Source organism: Vreelandella halophila (genome assembly GCF_019903425.1).
In the GTDB taxonomy this organism is placed as follows: Bacteria; Pseudomonadota; Gammaproteobacteria; order Pseudomonadales; family Oleiphilaceae; genus Halospina; species Halospina halophila.
The window spans coordinates 401,973-421,804 of the sequence record NZ_JACHUZ010000013.1; the positions used below are offsets into that span (position 1 = coordinate 401,973).

A 19,832-nucleotide genomic window follows, 5' to 3' on the forward strand; every position below is an offset into this window, starting at 1 on the left:
AAAGGGTGGCCCTCGGGCCACCCTTTTCCTGAAGGCTACCTCAATAAGAGGCTAACCCATCAACCGCCAGAGTTCACTTGGCGATCATGTTGCGCAGCACGTAGTGCAGGATGCCGCCGCTGAGGTAGTAGTTCATCTCGTTGGCGGTATCCACGCGGCAGATCACCTCCGTCTCGGTGGTGCTGCCGTCCGGGCGCTCGGCGACAAGCTTCAGCACCTGGCGGGGCTGGAGATTCCCGTCCAGGCCCTTGATGCTGATCTTCTCGTCGCCGGTCAGGCCCAGCGTCTGGCGGTTCTCGCCTTCCTTGAACTGCAGCGGCAGGACGCCCATGCCCACGAGGTTCGAACGGTGGATCCGCTCGTAGCTCTCGGCCACCACGGCTTCCACGCCCAGCAAGCGGGTGCCCTTGGCGGCCCAGTCACGGGAGGAACCAGTGCCGTACTCCTTGCCGGCGATCACGACTAGCGGCGTACCCTGCTTCTGGTACTCCATGGCCGCATCGTACATGGCCATCTGTTCGCCGGTGGGCACGAACTTGGTGAAGCCGCCCTCGACGCCGTCCAGCATCTCGTTCTTGATGCGGACGTTGGCGAAGGTACCGCGCATCATCACTTCATGGTTACCACGACGCGAACCATAGCTGTTGAAGTTCTTCGGATGCACGCCCTTTTCCTGCAGGTACTTGCCTGCCGGGGAATCCGGCTTGATGGAGCCGGCCGGGCTGATGTGGTCCGTCGTGATGGAGTCACCGAACAGCGCCAGGATGTTCGCGCCCTCGATGTCCTTCGGCGGCTGCAGCGGCTTCTCGATGCCCTCGAAGAACGGCGGGTTCTTCACGTAGGTGGACTCATCGTCCCACTTGTACGTCTTGTCCTTGCTGAACGGAATGCCCTGCCAGACTTCGTCGCCCTTGAAGACGTCGGCGTATTCCTTACGGAACATCTCGTCGTCCACCTTGGAGACTTCGTGGGCGATCTCCGCGTTGGAGGGCCAGATGTCCTTGAGGTAGACCGGGTTGCCGCTCTGGTCATTGCCCAGCGGCTCGTTTTCCAGGTCCACACGGGTGGTGCCGGCCAGGGCGTAAGCCACAACCAGGGGCGGTGACGCCAGCCAGTTGGCCTTCACGTCCGGATGCACACGACCCTCGAAGTTCCGGTTACCGGAGAGCACGGAGGAGACCTGCAGGCCGCCTTCGTTAATGGCGTCGCCGATCTCATCCATCAGCGGGCCGGAGTTACCGATGCAGGTGGTGCAGCCGTAGCCGACCAGGTTGAAGCCAAGAGCGTCGAGTTCCTTGCTGAGGTTGGCGGTATCCAGGTAGTCGGTTACGACCTTGGAACCGGGCGCCAGCGAGGACTTGACCCAGGGCTTGCGGTCCAGGCCCTTCTCACGGGCCTTCTTGGCCACCAGGCCGGCCGCCATCAGCACGCTCGGGTTGGAGGTGTTGGTGCAGGAGGTAATCGCCGCGATCACCACGTCACCGTGGCCGAGGTCGTAATCCTGACCCTTGACCGGCACGCGCTTGTCCTTGTCCTGAACGCCGGAGTCATCCAGCAGCTTCTCGAACGTGCTCTTCATGGCCGGCATGTCGACCCGGTCCTGGGGCCGCTTCGGGCCGGCCAGGGAGGCCTTCACGTCGCCCAGGTCGAGCTCGAGCGAGTCGCTGAACTTGGGCTCGGGCTTGCTGGAATCGCGCCACATGCCCTGGGCCTTGCTGTACTCCTCGACGAGCTTGATCTGCTCGTCACTGCGGCCGGAGAGCTTCATGTAGTTGAGCGTCTCGCCGTCGACCGGGAAGAAGCCACAGGTCGCGCCGTATTCCGGTGCCATATTGGAGATGGTGGCACGGTCGGCCAGCGGCAGGTTATCCAGGCCGGGGCCGTAGAATTCGACGAACTTGCCGACCACGCCCTTCTCACGCAGCATCTGGGTGACGGTCAGTACCAGGTCGGTGGCGGTCACGCCTTCCTTCATGGAGCCGGTCAGGCGGAAACCAACCACTTCCGGGATCAGCATGGAGATGGGCTGGCCCAGCATCACGGCTTCCGCCTCGATGCCGCCAACACCCCAGCCCAGGATGCCCAGGGCGTTGATCATGGTGGTGTGGGAGTCGGTGCCGACCAGGGTGTCCGGGTAGACCTGGGTCTCGCCGTCCTGCTCCTTGGTCCAGGCAACCTTGCCCAGGTACTCGAGGTTGACTTGGTGGCAGATGCCGGTGCCCGGCGGAACCACGCGGAAGTTATCAAAGGCTTCCTGGCCCCAGCGCAGGAACTCGTAACGCTCGCGGTTACGGGTCATCTCGATGTCGACGTTGGCGCGGAAGGCGTCGGAGGTGGCGTACTGGTCGACCATCACGGAGTGGTCGATGACCAGGTCCACCGGCGACAGCGGGTTGATCTTCTCGGGATCGTCACCGGCCTTCTTGACCGCGTCACGCATGGCGGCAAGGTCCACGACACCGGGCACGCCGGTGAAGTCCTGCATCAGCACACGCGCCGGGCGGTACTGGATCTCGCGGCTGGAGGAACGGTTCTTCAGCCAGCCGGCAATGGCTTCGATGTCATCCTTCGTCACGGTCTCGTTGTCTTCGTGACGCAGCATGTTCTCGAGCAGAACCTTGAGAGAAACCGGCAGCTGCTGCAGGTCACCGAGGTGTTTCTCGGCTTCCGGCAGACTGAAATACCGGTACTGTTTGCCGCCAGACTCGAGGGTCTGGGCGGTCTTGAAACTATCGACAGGCGACATGGCATCCTCCCTATGTAGGGTTATTCGACGGGCCGATTATACCAGAGAGCGGGTATTCAAGCGGCCCGGATCGGTGGCGGATTGTACTGGAAATGAACAGAGAACTGTAGGTGTAACCCGAGATCGGTTACGGGAGGTCAAATCAGTAACGGATGGTCAGCACGTTGTACACCAGCAGGCCACAGGCCCCGAGCAGCGCCAGCCAGGTGCCCACAACACCCGCCGCACGGGCCGCATGCCAGCGGCCCTGGGCTTCGTGCATGCCCCAGGCGTGGCCAATCCGGCTCACCAGGAACAGGCCGCCCACGGTATGCAGCGCGGCATAGGCCACGCCGTTCATCTCCGCAATGAACATCAGCACCAGCATCAACGGCATGGATTCGATGTAGTCGCCGTGGATGCGCGAGGCCACATTCAGCTCCTGGTGCCCGCCATCGCCGACCCCCACGCCCAGCTGCTGACGCAGCGCCACAACCCGCCATACGAGGATCAGCTTGAGGACCACAAAGACAACGGCGTAGAAAGCGGTGGCGGGTGCGAGCATTGGCTCTCCTCGGTTCAGGCGTTTTCAGGGATGGCATCCACCGTTGGCTGACCGGTCTCGGGGTCTACTGAGACGGTCAACACCAGCGGCTGGCAGCAGACGAAGCAGTCTTCCACATAGGTCTGGTCGCTCAGGGAGCAGTCGACCAGAACGTCGATCACCTCCCCACAGCACGGACAGGGTACGGGTACCGTCTCGGTCAGCGCCATACAGCATTACCCTCCTGATGCGGTAGCGCGATACCAGGTCTCCAGCCAGCTGGCCACATCCTCCTCTGGCATGGGCCTTGCAAGGTGATAGCCCTGCACGATGTCGCACTGCATGTTACGCAGCAACTGCGAGGTGTCATCGCTCTCCACCCCTTCGGCGACCACTTCGAAGCCGAGATCATGACACATGTTGATGGTGGTGCGCACGATGGTCGCGTCGTCGCGGTTGGCGTCCATCTCCATCACGAAGGAGCGGTCGATCTTGATCTCGTGCACGGGCAGTTTGCGGATGTAGGAGAGCGACGAGTACCCGGTGCCGAAGTCGTCAATGGCCAGGCGGATACCGGCGTCATACAGCCCCCGCAACGCCTGGAGCGCGGCCACGGGATTGACCATGGTCGCCGTCTCGGTCACCTCCAGGATGAGCCGCCCGGTCGGCAGCCCATGCCGCTCCAGCACCCCTAGCACCTGCTCCGCAAACGCGGGCTCCTCCAGATTCAGTGCCGAAATGTTGACCGAGATCCGCACCGGGTAGCCGGCCGCATCCATGGAGGCGCCGAACAGCAGGGCGCGGTCCAGCACCCAGCGCGTCAGGGGCCGGATAAGCCCGGTCTGCTCGGCCATGGGTATGAATTCGTCCGGCGGAATGAAACCGTACTCCGGGTGATTCCAGCGCAGCAGCACCTCAAAGCCGCAGATCTCCCCGGAGCTCAGCCGGACCTGGGGCTGGAAATGCAGCTCCAGGCCGTCCTCACCGATGGCCCGGCGCAGCTCCGTCATCAGCGTCAGGCGGCGCTCGCTGTACGGGTTGATGGCCTCGGTGTAGACCGCCACGTGGTTCACCCCACTTTCCGCCTGATCGAAGGCGATGAAGGCATGGCGCAGCAGGGTGGTGATGTCGCCGCTGTCTTCCGGGTAGAAGGAACAGCCGCCCACCATCCGCATGTCCAGGCTCAGCCCCCGGAACTCGACCGGCTCGCGCAGGGCGTTGACCAGGGCCGTCATCTGGTCCGGCATGGCGTTCGTCTGGCGGGGGTGGAAGGCACAGGCAAAGGTGATGCCCTCGACATGGGCCACGGTACAGGGCCCGCTCGCTGCTTCCTCGATGACGACCGAATCCGGCAGGCCCAGGACCACGTCGTTCATCCGCCAGGCCAGCTGGTAAAGCAGCTGGTCCGCGTTCTCATGCCCGAGAGTCTTGTTGATGTCATCAAACCCCCGGAAATGGATCAGGACCAGGGCCAGGCTGCTGTCCCCGGTCCGGTCCACCCGTTCGATGCACCGCTCCAGCACCACTTCAAGAAGATTTCGCTCGGGAAGCCCGGTCAGGCCATGGTGCTGGGCCTGCTCCAGAAGGTCCTGCTCCATGCTCTCGCGTTCCTTCATCGCTTTCAGCCGGGCCCGCTGTTCATCATTGAAGCGCTGGCCGAGGGCGAAGGTCAGAACCATGGCCTGGGAGACCGCCCCCAGTTCCACCCCATACCGGGTCAAGAAATTAACCGGTGCAATGCCGGCGATCAGCAGTATCCACCCCATGGAACCCACCAGCAGCATGATCCACGCCCCCATAAAATAGCGCGCGGCGCGATGGCCCTGCATGACCATCATCAGCCCGATCACGAACATCACGAGACTGACGATCCCGGCAAGCGAGACGGACAACCGCGTGGACAGGTCATAACTGAGGAAAAACGCGGCCACAGTGTTCAGGCCGGTTGCCACGGTCAGGGCATGGAACACCAGCCGCCGGAAGCGCATGTCACGGGTGATGTTGAGGAAAGTGCGGGCAAACAGGCTGAAGAACAGGGCAATCATGGCCGATGCCACCAGCGTCACCCGCTCGTTGAGTTCCGGCTGCTGCGGGTAGAGGAACTGGAAGGCCATGCCGTGCAGGCTCGCCATCAGCACCAGGAGTGTGGCGTTGGTGAGGATGTAGTAGAGGTAGCTGCGCTCCCGCAGCACGGCGTAGAGAAACACGTTGAAAATCACGATGATCAACAGCATGCCGTAGAACATGCTGCGGCCGACCATGTCGGCCTCATTGGCCTCATAGAAGGCTTCAGGCTTCCAGAGAACCAGTGGCACCTGATGCGAACCGGAGGTCGTCACCCGAAGATAGACACGACTGCTGGACTCGGGCTCGAGCGGGACCGGAAACACAAAGGTCCTGTGCTGCATGGCGCGGGAGCCGAACGGATACTGGTCGCCGGTACGATAACCGCTCACCAGTTCGCCATCACGGACGTGATAGAACTCGACATGATCAAGGAGCGGATAGGTAATCTCGAGGAGCCGCTCAACGGGCTGTCCAACAGCGTTCTCGACGGGCAGGCGGTACCAGAATGCCTGCCGGGTATAGCCAAAGTTGACGACATCACCCTGCACGGGGGTCCAGTCCGAGGGGCCCTGCCCCGAAAGAATCCCTTGGATATCGATCGAACGGCCATCCGGCTCAGGCCAGTACTCGATAGCGCCCGTGGGATTCTGGCTTTCCGCTAGCGGCGCCACGGTGACAGCGCACACCCCGGGCGCCATCAGCATGAGGAACACGATGAGCATGGGCCAGAGCGCGACCCTCGACGGAATTCCACTGTGCGATGCACCCCAGCCCATGGCCACTCCAGTGCTCATGCTTCCCGGACCTGCAGTATAGACAGGGGTACGAGGCCGTGCCTCCGCCGGACTACCTGAGCTGCTCCAGAAGTGCCGCATGGGCCCGCATGCCGCGATGGAAGCAGGTCACCTCGAATTTCTCATTGGGGCTGTGCATGCCGTCATCCTCCAGGCTGAAGCCCATCAGGAGGGTGTCGATGCCGAGGATGTCCCTGGCCCAGGCCGCGATCGGAATGGAGCCGCCACTGCCCAGCAGCACAGGCTCGCGCTCATAGACCTGGCCCAGCGCGCTCAGCGCCGCTTTCAGGTAACGGGATTCCGTGGGAATGCGGATGGCCGGGGCCGCCGAGTGAACCGTCAGTTCAATGGAACAGCCCGCCGGGGTATGCGCATCGATGAAACGGCGCAGCCCCTCGATGATGCGATCCGGATCCTGGTCGGGCACCAGCCGGAAGCTGACCTTGGCACTGGCTTCCCGGGGGATGACCGTCTTGGCGCCGTTACCGGTGAAGCCACCGATGATGCCGTTGATGTCACAGCTGGGCCGGGACCAGACCCTTTCCAGCAGGCTGCGGTCCGACTCGCCACCCCCCGGGGTGGTCACGCCGGCGGAGGCAAGGAAGCCGGCATCGTCCATGTTCAGGGCCCGCCAGGCCGCCAATTCCTCTTCGGAGGGCTCCACCACGTCGTCATAGAACCCGGGCACCTGGACCCGGCCCTGATCGTCCTGGAGGGCGCCGAGCACCCGGGTCAAGCCATTGATGGGGTTCTCGATGGCGCCACCATAGAAGCCGGAATGCAGGTCATGCCCAGGGCCACGGTAGGTCAGTTCGGTGTAGAGCAGGCCCCGGAGGGTGTAGGTAACGGCCGGGGTGTCCACGTCCCACATGCCGGTATCGCTCACGACGCACACGTCCGCCTTCAGTTCGTCCTGGTAGCGTTCCAGCACCGGCCGGAGGTTTTTACTGCCGACCTCCTCTTCTCCTTCCAGCAACACCGTCACCTGTATCGGCAGGCCGCCGTGTTCCGCGTGCCAGGCTTTCAGGGCCTCCACCCACATCATCAGCTGGCCCTTATCGTCGACCGCGCCCCGGGCCACCATCTTCCGGCCGTGGGGGCTGTCCTCAAGCGTCGGTTCAAAGGGCTCGTTGCGCCACTCCGCCAGCGGCTCCGGCGGCTGCACATCGTAGTGGCCGTAATAGAGAACGTGAGTGGCGTCACCGTCCGGACCCTCATGGTGGCCGATGACCACGGGATGCCCCTCGGTCTCGCGGATATCGATGCGGAACCCCAGCGGCGCCAGTTCATCCCGCAGCCACTCCGCTGCCTTGCGCATGGACTGCTCATAGGCCGGGTCGGTGCTGACACTGGGGATGCGCAGCAGTTCGGACCAGCGTCCGATGGATTCCTCGAGACCGTTGTCGATGCGTTGCAGGACGGGTTCCAGCATGGGGTGCTCCTTGTTCACCGGTTGCGGGGCTTTCGAGCATAGGGGAGCAGCTCCGGGCGAACAAGCATTTGAAGGCGCCGCTCGATCACCGTACCCTCGCGGAAAACAGGGGGTGCATTATGGCCAACACTGACGGGAGCGTTCCCTTCTGGGAGCGCAAGCCGCTGGAAGCGATGACGGCTGCTGAATGGGAGTCGCTCTGTGACGGTTGCGGGCGCTGCTGTACCCACAAGCTGGAGGACGCGGACACCGGCGACGTCTACGCCACCCAGATCGCCTGCCGGCTGCTCGACTGCAGCACCTGCCTGTGCTCGGACTACCCCAACCGCCTGGAGGAAGTGCCGGACTGCCTGCAGGTCACCCCCGCCATTGCCCGCAACAGCGACTGGCTGCCAAAAAGCTGCGCCTACCGGCGGATCGCCGAGGGCCGTGGGCTGGCCTGGTGGCACCACCTGGTTTCCGGTTCACGCGCCACCGTCCATACAGCAGGGATCTCAGTGCAGGGTCGTGTTCTTCCCGAGCCCATCGTCGACCCGGCGGACTATGAGGACCATATCATCGACTGGATCCAGGAGGAGCCCGAACCGGCAGCCCCTTCTACTCCACCTTCCTGACAAGGCCTCAGCGAGGATCCTTAAACGGCATGTATAACGCCCCCATAACCTCCTGATAGACACCTTTTTCCTTGAGGTCTCTGAGTTCCCTGGAAAGGGCCTGAACAAAGGCCCGGTTTTTCGCCGTATCATGGCAGTTGATGCGGTCGTAGCTCTCGAGCAGGGGGCGATCCGGGGCATAGCTCAGCCGATCCAGATGGGGCCGGATGTCCGGGAGGGCGGCAATCAGAGCGTCCAGGCGCCCCATCTTCAGCATCCGGACCGCCTGCGCTTCGGAGCGTACCGATTCCATCTGCATATCTCCCTCGGTGATCGGGCCCAGGTACAGCTCATGCCCCTTGATACTACCGACCACCCGGCCTTCCAGCGCCTCAAGGGACTCAACCGGAGGGTTTTCAGCAAGTGTGAAGATATGGAAGCTGAACCTGCCCAGCGGATAGCTGTAGACAATGGCGTCGCTGCCAACGCGCCGACGCACCACGTCAGTCAGTGAGAGCAGACAATCAACCCGGGATTGCTCAAACATCTGGAGGGCACGCCGGTATGGGTAGAAAGCTGATTCCACTTTCACATCCAATGGCTCCAGGGCGCGCGCCATCAGCCTCTGGTAGACACCGGAACCATCCCGCTCAATCAGGTTGGCCAGATTGGGTGCCGCCACCGTTACACTCTGGCCAGCATGCGCACCCACTCCCGATGTCAGCACCAACGCCAGCACGAGGCATGCTCGAAAGCATCCATTCCGCCCCATCGATCCCCTACCCATGAACCTGGTCCGATTGCTTCAGGTTAATGTTATTTGTGACCGATCACGAGCCCGAATTGCAATGATCGGTTAATTCACCCGGGGCAGGCCCAACGCTGGAATTCCATCACCGACAGCATCGCTGTTTCTTTTTTTAACTGGACGATCAATTAAAATAAAATTACCCTCTCGCAACTCGGAGTTTCGGAAATCCCTTAGAAAAGGAGTCTATGCAATGAAGAAAAAGCTGATCGGTGCAGCAGTAACAGCCGCCATTTCGGCAACCGCCCCCTCACTGGCCGTTGCGACGACCAATATTTCAGCGGGGGTCTGGGCTACCTACCGGCACGTGACCAACTCCGATTTCGGCTCGCTCAAGTTCAATGAAAACCTGGACAACGAGACTGGGGGCGATATCGGTGAAGAAACGTTCATCCTGTATGGTGACCACACTCAGGACGACGGGCCATGGCGCTTATCGACCGAAGTGCGCTTTGGGCCAGGCAGCTTTACCGATCCAGTGAACAACTCCACGGGTGATCGATTCGCGGTCCACAAGCTTTGGGTCGGGCGGAATCTGAACGATAACTGGGACGTTAAAATCGGTAAGTCTCAGGTACCCTTTGGCTGGAAAACCGTGAACTTCTGGCCCGGTGATATGCTGCTGGGCGGTTACGGTGACCAGATGGATGTTGGCGCCAAGTTCACGGGGCAGCTTTCCAATCTGGATATCTCGGTTGCCTATTTCCATCAGGACGACTGGGGTGAGACCAGCACTGACACTGTCGACGACAATGGACACTGGGGCAGCTTCAAGGGGGTTCCCGCAACCTACCGCAAAATCAAGACCGGTGTCGCCGACATCAGCTACACCTTTGAGCAGGAAAGCAACGCCAGCTCCACATTTGGCATTTCCGCTCAGGCAGGCATTCTCCAGGACATTGAGGACCTGGGAAACAAATGCGATACGACAACCTGCAGCACCAACGATGACGGCTCGCACAGCGCTTTCGCCGCGTACTTTGAAGGATCATATGGGCCTGTTACCACCAAAGCGGAGGTGATCCGCGTTAAACGCGATATCCCCGATGCAGGCGCTAAAGCGGATATTGAGAACACCCGTTATGCGCTTCAGGGCGGTTATACCTCAGGCAACTGGTTCGCGTACCTCGATGCAACGGCGGCAACGACGGATACAGACACGAACAACGCCGATACCGTTTACGGTATTTCTCCTGGCGTGCGCTATGATTACGGCCCCGGCTGGGTCTACGTCGAGTATCTGAACTCCAACGGTGATATCAATGGCGATGGCGATGTCTACGAGTCAGACTTCGACGCCATGTACGTAACCATGGACTACTACTTCTGATCCATAGCTTATCGGGGCGGCCGCCTGCTTTTAGGGGCCGCCCTCCATCCTTCCCACCTCTGCTTTATCCACCTTCCTCACGAGCCTGTATGCGGGCCACTCCGACCACGGCGCTTACGCGTTCGAACCCACCAGCGCCACGCACCCGTAACGGCCAGAACCGGCAGCGACAGCGCCAGTAATACCCAAAGGATCCTTGGCCACGCCGGCAGAAAAGAACCCGTGTGGAGCATCAGCCAACTGTTGTCGTACCAGCTGGCCCAGGATTCCGAAGCCATGTGGCGCACACCCACCACCTCAGCCGAGGTGGGATGAACGTGGACGATATGCCAGCCGTTCGGATGCAGGTCACCCGGCGCCCTCAAGCGGATCTTATAGGGCTCATCCGGTTCTTTGGGATCTGAAAACCCCTGAATGGTATAGCCGGGCATCCGGTTACGCGCGGCGCCCACCACCTGCTGCGTCGAAGCCTGTTCTCCGGTGGTCTCGACGCTCGGTGCCGTGGGCTCATCCTGGCCCGTAGCCAACTGGTACAGGGTGGGAATCACGGTCTTGTGATAGGTCAGAGTCACGCCGGTCAGTGCGAACAGGATCAGCGCAGGAGCCACTACCAGCCCCACAAGATTGTGCCAGTGCAGCAGGGCACCGCGACCGCGCAGCCGGCTCAGCGTTCCCTTGCGCATGGGCCACCAGAGCACGACACCGATGATAACCAGGACCACCATGGCCAGGCTGGAGACCGCGACCACCTGCCGTCCGACGGAGCCGGCCAGCAGGTTGCGGTGCAGTGCCTCGATGGTTTTGACCCACTCCTGCTCCGGCTGGCGCTCGGTGATTTCGCCCGTGTAGGGGTCGATCAGCGCGGGCTGAAACCCTTCCGACTCCGAAACCAGGTACGCCATCAATGGCTTGCTGCCATGACGATCCCCGCCCACATGGGCAATGCGGGTCTCCGGCCGCCAGCTCCGGAGCTTGACCACCAGGGCGCTCCAGGCAAGGGGCTCGCCCTCGGCTTCCGCCTGCCACGCCTCACCGTCGAACACCGGTGAGAGCTGGTCGGCGTAGGCGAGCAGGGCGCCGGTGACAGCTACCAGGATCAGCGGCAGGGCCAGCACCAGGCCGGCCCACAAATGCAGCTTCTGCAGCCATCGCCGTGTTCGCTGTTTCATCAGTAACGGTATTGCAGATTCAGCGCGAAGAACCGGCCGGGTGTTTCACCCACTTCACCGCTGGTGGAGCCGTCCGAGCTGGCCTGCTTGAAGTTGAGGTCCTTTTCGTCGAGCAGGTTCTCGCCACGCACGGCCACCGTGAAGTTGTCCGTGGCCCGCCACTCGGCAACGGCATTCCAGCGCACGAAAGAGTCCGCTTCGGTGACGGTCGCGCCATTACTGCTCTCGTCCACCTGCCGGTAACCGCTGTCGTAGTTCGCCGTTGAGCTCAGCCGGAGGCGATCCGTCGCGTCCCAGCTCAGACCAAGACCCGCCGTATCTTCCGGGGCAGGGACCGCTGTATCCCCGACACGGTCATTTGTGGACGCGGAAGCGTTCACGATCTCGGTTTCCATATGGGTATAGGAAAGCTGGGCACGCAGGGTCTCGCTAAGCCCCAGGTCCGCCATAAACTCCACACCCCTGGCCTCGGTGGTATCAAATGTCAGCGATCCGGCACCAAAAACGCCGAAGTTGGGCGCGTTTTCCGTTTCCCGGTCAAAGACGACGGCTTTCACGAAGCCACCTGCTGCCAGCGGCAGTTGCTGGCGTATACCCAGCTCCGTGGTTTCCGTTTCAGCGGGCGGGAGGCCACCAGGAATGTCATCCCCGCCAAAGGCGCCCGAGGCGAAGAACACATAGCCCTTGTTGCGATAGTAGTTGGTCGAGTTCGAAACATGGAGCCGGGTCCCCGTGGACAGGAAGGTGCGTGCCGCGCCCAGTTCGTAGACGGTGATGTGGTCCTCGCCGCCGTCACTGTCGAGCCGCGCGCTTCGCAGGCCACCGGTAAAGGTCCAGCGTTCACCCACCGCCAGGGTGTTGGACCAGCCCACGCTGGAATCCGTAAAGTTCTGTTCCTTCTCGCTGCCCGGCGCTTCCTCGCGCTGTTCATGGTCAACGTGCTGAACACTGACTTCCGGCGACCAGCGGATGTCATTGTTGAATTCGACAACCTGGCCCAACTCGGCAAACACCGTATGGGTCTTCTGGGGCCGATCGCGCAGCATGGTGGCCGTACTCACATTGTAGCGCTCAGCTTCGCGGTCATAGAGCGTGTACCCCGTGCTCCAGTGCCACTCACCCGGGTCGGCGCCGTGCTGGGCCTGGAATGCCAGATAGTTGGTCTGGTTGGTGGTGTGTCGCCGATTGTTACTGGTCTCCCCCAGATCCCGCCAGTCGTGTTCCTCGTGGCCGCTGACACCGATCACTTCCAGCCGCGTGTCCTGTGAGGGCTGAAAGCCAAGCCGGGCCAGCCCGGAATTCAGGTTCTGATCGAGTTGTTTTTCACCGGTGCGACTGGTCACCTCATCGTAATCACCATCCAGTGTCTTGCCGGCAAAGTAGTAATCAAAACGGCCGGTGTCTGTTTCGCCCCCGACATCCGCCATCAAGAGATGCTCGCGAATGGGCGAATAATCGTAGACCACTTCGCCACTGACATCGCCCCCGCCCTGCTGGAGGTCGGTGGTGATTACACCCCCGTCCACGTTACCGCCGTAGCGTACGCCCAGGCCGCCCTTGGCGACATTGATCCGCTCAATCGCAACGGCGGGAATGATGGCCCCGAGCCCGGTATTGAAGCCGCCGTCCTCGGTGCCGTTGCCGGCGGGCCGAACCGGAGGCAGGCCTTCGATGGCATCCGCAGTGCTCCAGAGGGCGGAACCCCGGATGCGTGAGGGGCTTCCATAACGGGTCCCGTTCTGGTTGAAGTTCACGCCAGGCACCAGGCGCAGGCTGTCGTAGGCGTTCGCCGGATTGTAATCCCGCGACTGCTGGCCACTCACCGAATCCCGAGACTGGGTTTCCTGCCCGCGCCCGTCCAGGCTTTCGCCCACGATCACAGGCTCCAGGCGATAGGTGGTAGTGCCCGCCTCCGACTCCGAACCATCCGCCGCCACAGCCGCAAACGGCAGTGCGGCGATCAGGGTACTTGCCACGCGCTTCATAGTGTCTTCCTCGGTTGAATCCAGAATGTGAGCTGGATCCTACTGATAATTAATTTGAGAGTAAATACAAATCACTCTTATTACACTATGAGTCGATTATCAACACCGCCTTTCACAGATAGTCAGCCCCAGCCTCCAGATATGATAGGCTTTCTGCTCATGATCCGAAGCGCCATCTACGACACGCTGATTCTGAAGCTGACGTCACGCTGGTACGCCGAAGTGCTGGACCGTATTCCTGCAGGCGCCACCGTACTGGACGTGGGCATCGGCACCGCCGGGGCGCTGCTGGCCAATGCCGGGCGGGTCACCGGGAAGCAGCTGCACATCACCGGTATCGACATCGATGGGGATTACGTGGAGCGGGCCCGGCAGCGGCTGGAGCAGTCCAGCCTGAGCGGGCGCGTAACGGTAGGGCAGGAGTCCGTCTACGACCATCAGGGCGGCCCCTATGACGCCATCTACTTCTCCGCCAGCTTCATGCTCCTGCCCGAGCCCGAGCGGGCCCTGCGCCATTGCTGCACCCTCCTCAAACCCGGGGGGCGCATCCATTTCACCCAGACCATCCAGTACAGCCACTCACGGATGATGGAAGCGTTCAAGCCAATGCTGCGGCGGCTTACCAGCATCGACTTCGGGCGGGTCACCTACGAGGAGGATTTCAGGGCACAGATCGAGGCGGCGGGCCTGGGACTGGAGACGTTCACCATTCTGGAAACCCACGGCAGCCGAGCCTCCTGTCTGGCCATAGCCGCCCCAACACCATTTTGAGCCTTCCGGGCCCACACGTAAGCTCAAAGACCCTCGTTACAGTCTGGAATGATGCCGGCTGAAACCAAGCAACGCGGGTTGGAGTTTCCTATACTCCGGACAACGGACAGCGCCGGACCCTGACCACACTCTGGATCGGAGCGCACATCGATGGCCAGACATGCTTCCGACGCAACGCCTCCGGGCTCCACCCCCTCCGAGGTTACCCCGCGGGCCCGAAAGGAAGTCAGCAGGTCCGACAGGCTGGGCAGCGTGATCCGATCCGGTATAACGGCCGCCTTTTTCCTGCACCTGGGGTTTCTGTTCCTTTTCCTGGGCCTTGAGGTATGGCTGCTCGCAGCTGTCAACGTCCTCAGCGTTGGCGTCTACGGCTTCTGCCAGAAGTCGATGGCGGACGTAAAGTGGCTACAGACCGTTTTAGTGATAACCGGCGTGGAAGTCATCCTGCATGCAGGCATTGCATCACGGGTTTTGGGCTGGGAGAGCGGCTTCCACTATTACGTTCTGGCTCTGACGCCACTGGTGTTTCTCGATGCCCGGGCGTCGAGCAGGATCAAGATTTCGGTTATGGTGATCCTCATCACCCTGTACATTGGCATCAGCCTCTGGACCCGTACGGTCGTTCCTCTGCACCCTCTGGCCCCCGAGATCCTGCATGGGCTGCATTACTTCAACATGATCCTGGCGCTGGTCATTCTGGCCATGATCCTGAACGTGCATTCCCACAGCATCCAGCGCGCGGAACACCACCTGCAGACACTCGCAGAGACCGACAACCTCACGGGCCTTCCCAACAGGCGTGGCCTTCTCAACCTGGCCGACCGCTTTCACCCCGAGACAGCACAGAGGCTTACCGCTTCAGCCGCCATTCTCATCGATGTCGATCATTTCAAACGCATCAACGACCGTTATGGCCACGGCTACGGTGATTCCGTTCTGAAAGCTGTTGCCCGGAGCATGCAGGGGCAGATCCGCGACCGGGACGCACTGGCCCGCTGGGGAGGTGAAGAATTCCTGGTGCTGCTCCATGACGCCGACCTGGAGCTGGCCTTAAGCGTTGCGGAACGGATCCGCGAGGCCGTCGCCCAGCTGACTTTCCAGGCCGGGGACCGGACACTGAGCGTCACCATCACCACCGGGATTGCGGACTGGCAGCAGGATGAACCGCTCGAGGCCTGCATCGAACGCGCCGACGACGCGCTCTACCACGGCAAGACGAGCGGCCGCAACCGGAGTGTTATAAGCTAGGGCGACGGCGGAACCGCCTAGTCACTTCATCTCAAACCCACGCTTAACCAGGAAGTCCCGCATATGCGGGCGCAGCTTGGTATCAAACAGCGGCGTTAGATTCTGTGACCAGTTGCTGTCCTTGTTGCCACCGGTGCGGGCCTGGTAGTAGCCCTGCATGGTGTCGTCGAAGGCTTCAACCTGATCCGGATCCTCGCTGTAGACATCCTCCTTGAGGATCGCCTCCACAGGAAGGCGCGGCTTCACTTCCGGATCCTGGGCCGGGTAGCCAAGGCACATGCCGAAGACCGGGTAGACATGGTCGGGCAGCTGCAGCAGATCGCTGACGGCCTGCGGGTTATTGCGGATACCGCCGATGTAGCAGATCCCCAGACCCTCGGATTCCGCAGCCACCGCCACGTTCTGCGCCATCAGCGCGGTATCCACGCTCGCCACCAGCAGCTGCTCGGTCATCCCGCGGACCACATTGGCGCCGGTCCGTTCCGCCGCATCCGTGGGCCGCTTCATATCCGCGCAGAACACCAGGAAATCCGAACAGCTCGCGATGTACCCCTGGCCACCGGCCAGCTCAGCAATCTGCTCACGGTTCTCAGGCCTGGTTACGTGGATCACGCTGTAGGCCTGGATGTGGCTGGAGGTCGCCGCGCTCTGGCCGGCACTCACCAGCTCCAGCAACAGGTCATGGGGAATCTTTTCCCCGGTGAACTTGCGAATGGAGCGATGGGATTTCAGAAGCTCGATCACTGAATTCATGGTTCCTCACTGCAGAATGAACGCCTTTGGGTATACCGAGGATACCGGATTCTAAAGGATTACAGTTGTTGCTGCGTGGGCCGGATGATCAGTTCATTCACATCCACGTCCCCCGGCTGCTCGATAGCATAGGTGATCGCCCTGGCGATGGCGTCGGAGCCGATGGCAACGGAATACAGCTCACTTGCCGCCTCCTGGGCGCCCGGATCCGTAATATGGTCGGTGAGCTCAGTTTCAACCGCCCCGGGTGAGATATTGGTCGCGCGGATCTCACCGTTCGACTCCTGCCGGATGCCTTCCGAGAGCGCTTTGACCGCGTACTTGGTGGCGGAATAGACCGCAGCACCCGGGAAGACCGTGTGGCCCGCAACCGAGGAAAGATTGATGATATGGCCGGACTGCTGCTCCCGCATGGTCGGCAGGACCGCCGCCAGACCGTAGAGAACACCCTTTATGTTGATATCAATCATGGCATCCCACTCATCAACCTTGAGCTTATCCAGCGGCGCCAGCTGCATCAGTCCCGCATTGGCGATCAGCACATCAATCCGCCCATAGGTTTCACGTGTCTGGTCCGCCAGCGACTGCATGGCGCTCCGGTCGGTGACATCCGCCACCTGGTAACTCGCCTCACCGCCAGCCGCGTTGATGGAATCGGTGAGTGCCTTGAGCCGGTCCTCACGCCGGGCAGCAAGCATCAGCCTGGCCCCTTTGTCAGCCAGCATCCGCGCGGCGGCCTCGCCCAGGCCACTGCTGGCACCGGTGATGATGACGGTTTTCCCCGTAATGTCGGACATGGTCATAACTCCTCGTGATCTGAATTGCCGATTCATTTATTGACGGCTGCCCTGGTGGGCGGCCTGATGCATCTGAACTGGTGACACCATGGCGTAACGCAAAAAATTCATCTAATTTATCTCTGTTATTCCAGATATTTTGAATCGACATATCCATGCGCTATGACCTGAACCTGCTACGGACCTTCATCGCGCTGCTGGAAGAACGCAGCGTCACGCGCGCCGCCAAACGCCTGGGCATTACCCAGCCGGCACTCAGCAACACCCTGGCCCGCTGCCGGGAACTGTTCCAGGATCCGCTGTTCATAAGGGAACGCTATGGCATGCGGCCGACGGAAAAAGCCCTGGCCATTGGCCCTGCCATCCGCGATGCATTGGGAGAAATCGACCATCTGGTGCTGGAGCAGCAGACATTTGATCCAGCGACAACAACCATGCGGTTTGTGATCGCCGCCAATGACTACGTGGAATACGTGTTCGTGCCAAGGCTCGTGGAACGCCTGCAGCACCGGGCGCCGGGCATCCAGATCCGCATCGTTCCCTACGGCGCGGACCTGGCGGAAACCGGCGTGGCCGCCGGGGATACCGCGCTTGTACTCGGACGGATTGTGGACCCACCGGACAACCTGGTGGTGCAGTCATTGATGGAGGACGGTCTCGCCTGCGTCCTTCGGGCGGACCACCCCTTCCAGGGCGAACAGCTGACGCGTGAAGCGTTCGAGAGCCTGAAGCACGTCAATATGCTGCCGCCCGGTCGGCTGAAGAAGGGTCTTTTTGAGGCGCTCGGGCGCCAGGGTCTGGAACGGGATGTCGCCGTCTCCGTAACCCACTTTCTATCCATCCCCGAGCTGATCGCCACCACCGACTACTGCACCACACTGCCTCAGCTGATCTGCCGCCGCTTTGTCCGTGACCCGCGGTTGCGGGTCGTGACGCCACCTGCAGATCTCGGCACCTTCCCGGTGCACCTGGGCTGGCATGTGCGCTACCGGCAGGATCCGGCACATCAGTGGTTACGGGAGCAGATCCACGACGTGGCCAGGGAACTCATGTCAGAAAGGGAAGGTGAAGGGAACTATCAATGAAACCGGCCCAGCATGGCCAAGCCTGGACCACACTGAGCAGGCAGGGGAGAGGGGTCACTCCGGTGCCGCCCCCTGGAGACGGATGGCCCTGCCGTTCCGGCGCTGGATGGCGATCGTCTGAGGCGCACCGGCTTCCGCCTGCTGCATGAACTGCAGCGCGTGGCGATGATCCTGCACCGACTCGCCGTTCCACTCCACCAGCCGGTTGGACTACGGAAGCTGTTCTCCCAGTGCGTCGAGGTACCGGTCCGGCGCCTCAATATGGGGCAGATGCCCGACGTCCCCGAACTCGACCAGGGTAGCCTCCGGAATGCGCTCCGCCGCCTTCTTGCCGAGCTGGGTGTAATCGCCCATCCGCTGCGCCAGCTCCTCATCCACCAGCCCGCGGCCAATGGCCGTGCGGTCGCGGGTGCCGATCAGGAGGGTTGTGGGCATTTCGAGCTGATCCAGCTCATAGACCACAGGCTGGGAAAGAACCATGTCGGCAGTCAGCGCCATGTTCCAGGCGAAGCGATCCCCATCTTTGCCCTCATACTGATCCGCCAGCATACTTGCCCAGGGCTCGTAGCGTTCCTTCCAGTCACCGTCGTAGTAACTGGCCTTCTGGTACGCCTTGATACTCTCGAAGTCCTTTTCCAGCTCGCTGTTGTAGATCGTATCGATGGACACATAGGGAACGCCCATGCCCCGCCAGTCCTCCAGACCGATCGGGTTAAGCAGCACCAGATGCTCAGTGGTCTCCGGGTACTGCAACGCAAACTGGGTTGCCAGCATGCCGCCCATGGAATGGCCCATGACGGTGGCCTGTTCAATATCGAGCTCTTCCAGCAGTGACCGCGTATTGGCCGCCAGCTGGTCAAAGGTGAACTGGTAGCGCCTGGGCATGCTGGAACGCCCGAACCCGACCTGGTCCGGCACCACCACGCGGTGTCCGCGCTCGCGCAGGAATTCGATGGTCTGCTCCCAGTAGGCGCCGTTGAAGTTCTTGCCGTGCAGCAGCACGACAACCCCCTTGGCGCTGTCGCCCTCCGGTTCCACATCCATGTAGGCCATGGACAGTTCCTGTCGCTGACTGTCGAATGTGAAACGCTCCACCGGGTAAGGGTAATCAGAAGCCCCGGCAGCCTGCGCGGCGGCCATTCCCAGGGTCAGGATAAGCCATGCAGCTTTACGCATGATTGGAGCCCTCCGTATTGGTTGTCGACCTATAATGGCCGGTAGGCTCCGGTGAGAACAACCTGCGCTGCAAGGCCGGCACCCTCCGGCGCCGGCCGCTGGACGGGCTCACCACCAGCCGTGATCATCCTCCCTGCCATGATGCTTGCCGTGACGCTTATGCCCGGGGTGCACCTCTTCCTCCCCGATGGTTCCGTCATCGTTGCGGTCCATGTGCTCCAGCCGCCTGCGCAACGGTGCGCTGAATTCCTCAGCGCTCACGCTACCATCGTCGTTGGTATCAAGGCGCTGAAGTCGGCGCTCAGCCCGCATCCGCTCAATAGCCGCGTTCAGCTCCTTGGCGTTGAGCTGGCCATCCCCGTTGGCGTCCGCCTGCGAGAAATAACCGGAATGATGCTCCATCAGAGCCGACACCTCGGCCGGCAGCTCCTGGATGAGCATACCCGGTCCGTGCCCAGGGCCATGATGGGGTCTGGCCTGCGCGACCGAGGCCACGCCAAGGGTGCCAACGAGGGCGCCGGTGAGAACGGTGGTCAGAAGCTTGCTTTGTTTCAT

At 61.7% G+C, this 19,832-nt stretch carries 18 protein-coding genes; 5 read left to right on the forward strand and 13 right to left on the reverse strand.

From position 1 onward, the window contains the following. Positions 1-73: 73 nt before the first annotated feature. The 5 genes from acnA to H4I92_RS06120 all read right to left on the reverse strand — a co-directional run bounded on the left by acnA (position 74) and on the right by H4I92_RS06120 (position 7,562). Positions 74-2,746 carry an aconitate hydratase AcnA gene (gene acnA / locus H4I92_RS06100; RefSeq protein WP_077529765.1) on the reverse strand — a complete coding sequence of 891 codons (2,673 nt, stop codon included), beginning with the start codon at positions 2,744-2,746 and terminating at the stop codon, positions 74-76. 142 nt (positions 2,747-2,888) lie between these two features. Continuing rightward, positions 2,889-3,290, reverse strand: a complete 402-nt coding sequence (locus tag H4I92_RS06105; protein WP_077529766.1) for an MAPEG family protein — start codon at positions 3,288-3,290, stop codon at positions 2,889-2,891. 14 nt (positions 3,291-3,304) lie between these two features. After that, positions 3,305-3,499: a CPXCG motif-containing cysteine-rich protein gene (locus H4I92_RS06110; RefSeq protein ID WP_077529767.1), complete on the reverse strand. Its 195-nt coding sequence runs from the start codon at positions 3,497-3,499 to the stop codon at positions 3,305-3,307. Between the two features lie 6 nt (positions 3,500-3,505). After that, positions 3,506-6,130, reverse strand: coding sequence for an EAL domain-containing protein (locus tag H4I92_RS06115; protein WP_179105634.1), 2,625 nt, complete (start codon positions 6,128-6,130; stop codon positions 3,506-3,508). Positions 6,131-6,182: 52 nt separating this feature from the next. Next, on the reverse strand, positions 6,183-7,562 hold the full coding sequence (locus tag H4I92_RS06120) for a M20/M25/M40 family metallo-hydrolase (RefSeq protein ID WP_077529769.1): 1,380 nt from the start codon (positions 7,560-7,562) through the stop codon (positions 6,183-6,185). 119 nt (positions 7,563-7,681) lie between these two features. Here H4I92_RS06120 and H4I92_RS06125 point away from each other — a divergent pair, with 119 nt between their 5' ends. Continuing rightward, entirely contained in the window at positions 7,682-8,176 is a 495-nt protein-coding gene (locus tag H4I92_RS06125) for a YcgN family cysteine cluster protein (protein WP_077529770.1), read from the forward strand. A gap of 7 nt (positions 8,177-8,183) precedes the next feature. Here the strand turns inward: H4I92_RS06125 and H4I92_RS06130 are convergent, their stop codons facing one another. Further along, positions 8,184-8,837 carry a substrate-binding periplasmic protein gene (locus tag H4I92_RS06130; protein WP_179105635.1) on the reverse strand — a complete coding sequence of 218 codons (654 nt, stop codon included), beginning with the start codon at positions 8,835-8,837 and terminating at the stop codon, positions 8,184-8,186. A gap of 319 nt (positions 8,838-9,156) precedes the next feature. Between H4I92_RS06130 and H4I92_RS06135 the strand changes: the two genes are divergently transcribed. Then, the gene (locus H4I92_RS06135; protein WP_077529772.1) at positions 9,157-10,293 is read left to right on the forward strand and encodes a porin; all 1,137 of its coding nucleotides are present in this window, start codon (positions 9,157-9,159) and stop codon (positions 10,291-10,293) included. 77 nt (positions 10,294-10,370) lie between these two features. On the opposite strand, the gene H4I92_RS06140 is transcribed toward H4I92_RS06135, so the two are convergent. Further along, positions 10,371-11,462 carry a PepSY-associated TM helix domain-containing protein gene (locus H4I92_RS06140; RefSeq protein WP_077529773.1) on the reverse strand — a complete coding sequence of 364 codons (1,092 nt, stop codon included), beginning with the start codon at positions 11,460-11,462 and terminating at the stop codon, positions 10,371-10,373. Then, complete coding sequence (locus tag H4I92_RS06145; protein WP_077529774.1) at positions 11,462-13,447, reverse strand: TonB-dependent receptor; 1,986 nt, start codon at positions 13,445-13,447, stop codon at positions 11,462-11,464. Before H4I92_RS06145 ends, H4I92_RS06140 begins: the two co-directional genes overlap by 1 nt. Positions 13,448-13,606: 159 nt before the next feature. On the opposite strand from H4I92_RS06145, the gene H4I92_RS06150 reads away from it, so the two are divergent. After that, positions 13,607-14,218: a class I SAM-dependent methyltransferase gene (locus H4I92_RS06150; RefSeq protein ID WP_218668155.1), complete on the forward strand. Its 612-nt coding sequence runs from the start codon at positions 13,607-13,609 to the stop codon at positions 14,216-14,218. Between the two features lie 150 nt (positions 14,219-14,368). Beyond that, positions 14,369-15,466 (forward strand): GGDEF domain-containing protein, encoded by a 1,098-nt coding sequence (locus H4I92_RS06155; RefSeq protein ID WP_077529775.1) that lies wholly within the window; start codon positions 14,369-14,371, stop codon positions 15,464-15,466. A 21-nt stretch (positions 15,467-15,487) separates the two neighbouring features. Here the strand turns inward: H4I92_RS06155 and nfsA are convergent, their stop codons facing one another. Then, a complete protein-coding gene (nfsA, locus tag H4I92_RS06160; RefSeq protein ID WP_077529776.1) occupies positions 15,488-16,219 on the reverse strand; it encodes an oxygen-insensitive NADPH nitroreductase in 732 nt (243 codons plus the stop codon). Between the two features lie 59 nt (positions 16,220-16,278). Next, positions 16,279-17,016: an SDR family oxidoreductase gene (locus tag H4I92_RS06165; RefSeq protein WP_077529777.1), complete on the reverse strand. Its 738-nt coding sequence runs from the start codon at positions 17,014-17,016 to the stop codon at positions 16,279-16,281. Between the two features lie 155 nt (positions 17,017-17,171). Between H4I92_RS06165 and H4I92_RS06170 the strand changes: the two genes are divergently transcribed. After that, complete coding sequence (locus H4I92_RS06170) at positions 17,172-18,101, forward strand: LysR family transcriptional regulator (protein ID WP_077529778.1); 930 nt, start codon at positions 17,172-17,174, stop codon at positions 18,099-18,101. A 54-nt stretch (positions 18,102-18,155) separates the two neighbouring features. Here the strand turns inward: H4I92_RS06170 and H4I92_RS06175 are convergent, their stop codons facing one another. From H4I92_RS06175 to H4I92_RS06185, 3 genes are all read right to left on the reverse strand, one after another. Then, on the reverse strand, positions 18,156-18,299 hold the full coding sequence (locus H4I92_RS06175) for a hypothetical protein (protein WP_179105636.1): 144 nt from the start codon (positions 18,297-18,299) through the stop codon (positions 18,156-18,158). Positions 18,300-18,311: 12 nt separating this feature from the next. Then, positions 18,312-19,277: an alpha/beta fold hydrolase gene (locus H4I92_RS06180; RefSeq protein ID WP_218668156.1), complete on the reverse strand. Its 966-nt coding sequence runs from the start codon at positions 19,275-19,277 to the stop codon at positions 18,312-18,314. Positions 19,278-19,385: 108 nt separating this feature from the next. After that, on the reverse strand, positions 19,386-19,832 hold the full coding sequence (locus tag H4I92_RS06185; RefSeq protein WP_179105637.1) for an EF-hand domain-containing protein: 447 nt from the start codon (positions 19,830-19,832) through the stop codon (positions 19,386-19,388).

Coding starts and splice junctions, on each gene's coding strand:
- acnA (WP_077529765.1), bottom strand. CDS start 2,746: ATGTCGCCTGTCGATAGTTTCAAGACCGCCCAGACCCTCGAGTCTGGC.
- H4I92_RS06105 (WP_077529766.1), bottom strand. CDS start 3,290: ATGCTCGCACCCGCCACCGCTTTCTACGCCGTTGTCTTTGTGGTCCTC.
- H4I92_RS06110 (WP_077529767.1), bottom strand. CDS start 3,499: ATGGCGCTGACCGAGACGGTACCCGTACCCTGTCCGTGCTGTGGGGAG.
- H4I92_RS06115 (WP_179105634.1), bottom strand. CDS start 6,130: ATGAGCACTGGAGTGGCCATGGGCTGGGGTGCATCGCACAGTGGAATT.
- H4I92_RS06120 (WP_077529769.1), bottom strand. CDS start 7,562: ATGCTGGAACCCGTCCTGCAACGCATCGACAACGGTCTCGAGGAATCC.
- H4I92_RS06125 (WP_077529770.1), top strand. CDS start 7,682: ATGGCCAACACTGACGGGAGCGTTCCCTTCTGGGAGCGCAAGCCGCTG.
- H4I92_RS06135 (WP_077529772.1), top strand. CDS start 9,157: ATGAAGAAAAAGCTGATCGGTGCAGCAGTAACAGCCGCCATTTCGGCA.
- H4I92_RS06140 (WP_077529773.1), bottom strand. CDS start 11,462: ATGAAACAGCGAACACGGCGATGGCTGCAGAAGCTGCATTTGTGGGCC.
- H4I92_RS06145 (WP_077529774.1), bottom strand. CDS start 13,447: ATGAAGCGCGTGGCAAGTACCCTGATCGCCGCACTGCCGTTTGCGGCT.
- H4I92_RS06150 (WP_218668155.1), top strand. CDS start 13,607: ATGATCCGAAGCGCCATCTACGACACGCTGATTCTGAAGCTGACGTCA.
- H4I92_RS06155 (WP_077529775.1), top strand. CDS start 14,369: ATGGCCAGACATGCTTCCGACGCAACGCCTCCGGGCTCCACCCCCTCC.
- nfsA (WP_077529776.1), bottom strand. CDS start 16,219: ATGAATTCAGTGATCGAGCTTCTGAAATCCCATCGCTCCATTCGCAAG.
- H4I92_RS06165 (WP_077529777.1), bottom strand. CDS start 17,016: ATGTCCGACATTACGGGGAAAACCGTCATCATCACCGGTGCCAGCAGT.
- H4I92_RS06170 (WP_077529778.1), top strand. CDS start 17,172: ATGCGCTATGACCTGAACCTGCTACGGACCTTCATCGCGCTGCTGGAA.
- H4I92_RS06180 (WP_218668156.1), bottom strand. CDS start 19,277: ATGCGTAAAGCTGCATGGCTTATCCTGACCCTGGGAATGGCCGCCGCG.
- H4I92_RS06185 (WP_179105637.1), bottom strand. CDS start 19,832: ATGAAACAAAGCAAGCTTCTGACCACCGTTCTCACCGGCGCCCTCGTT.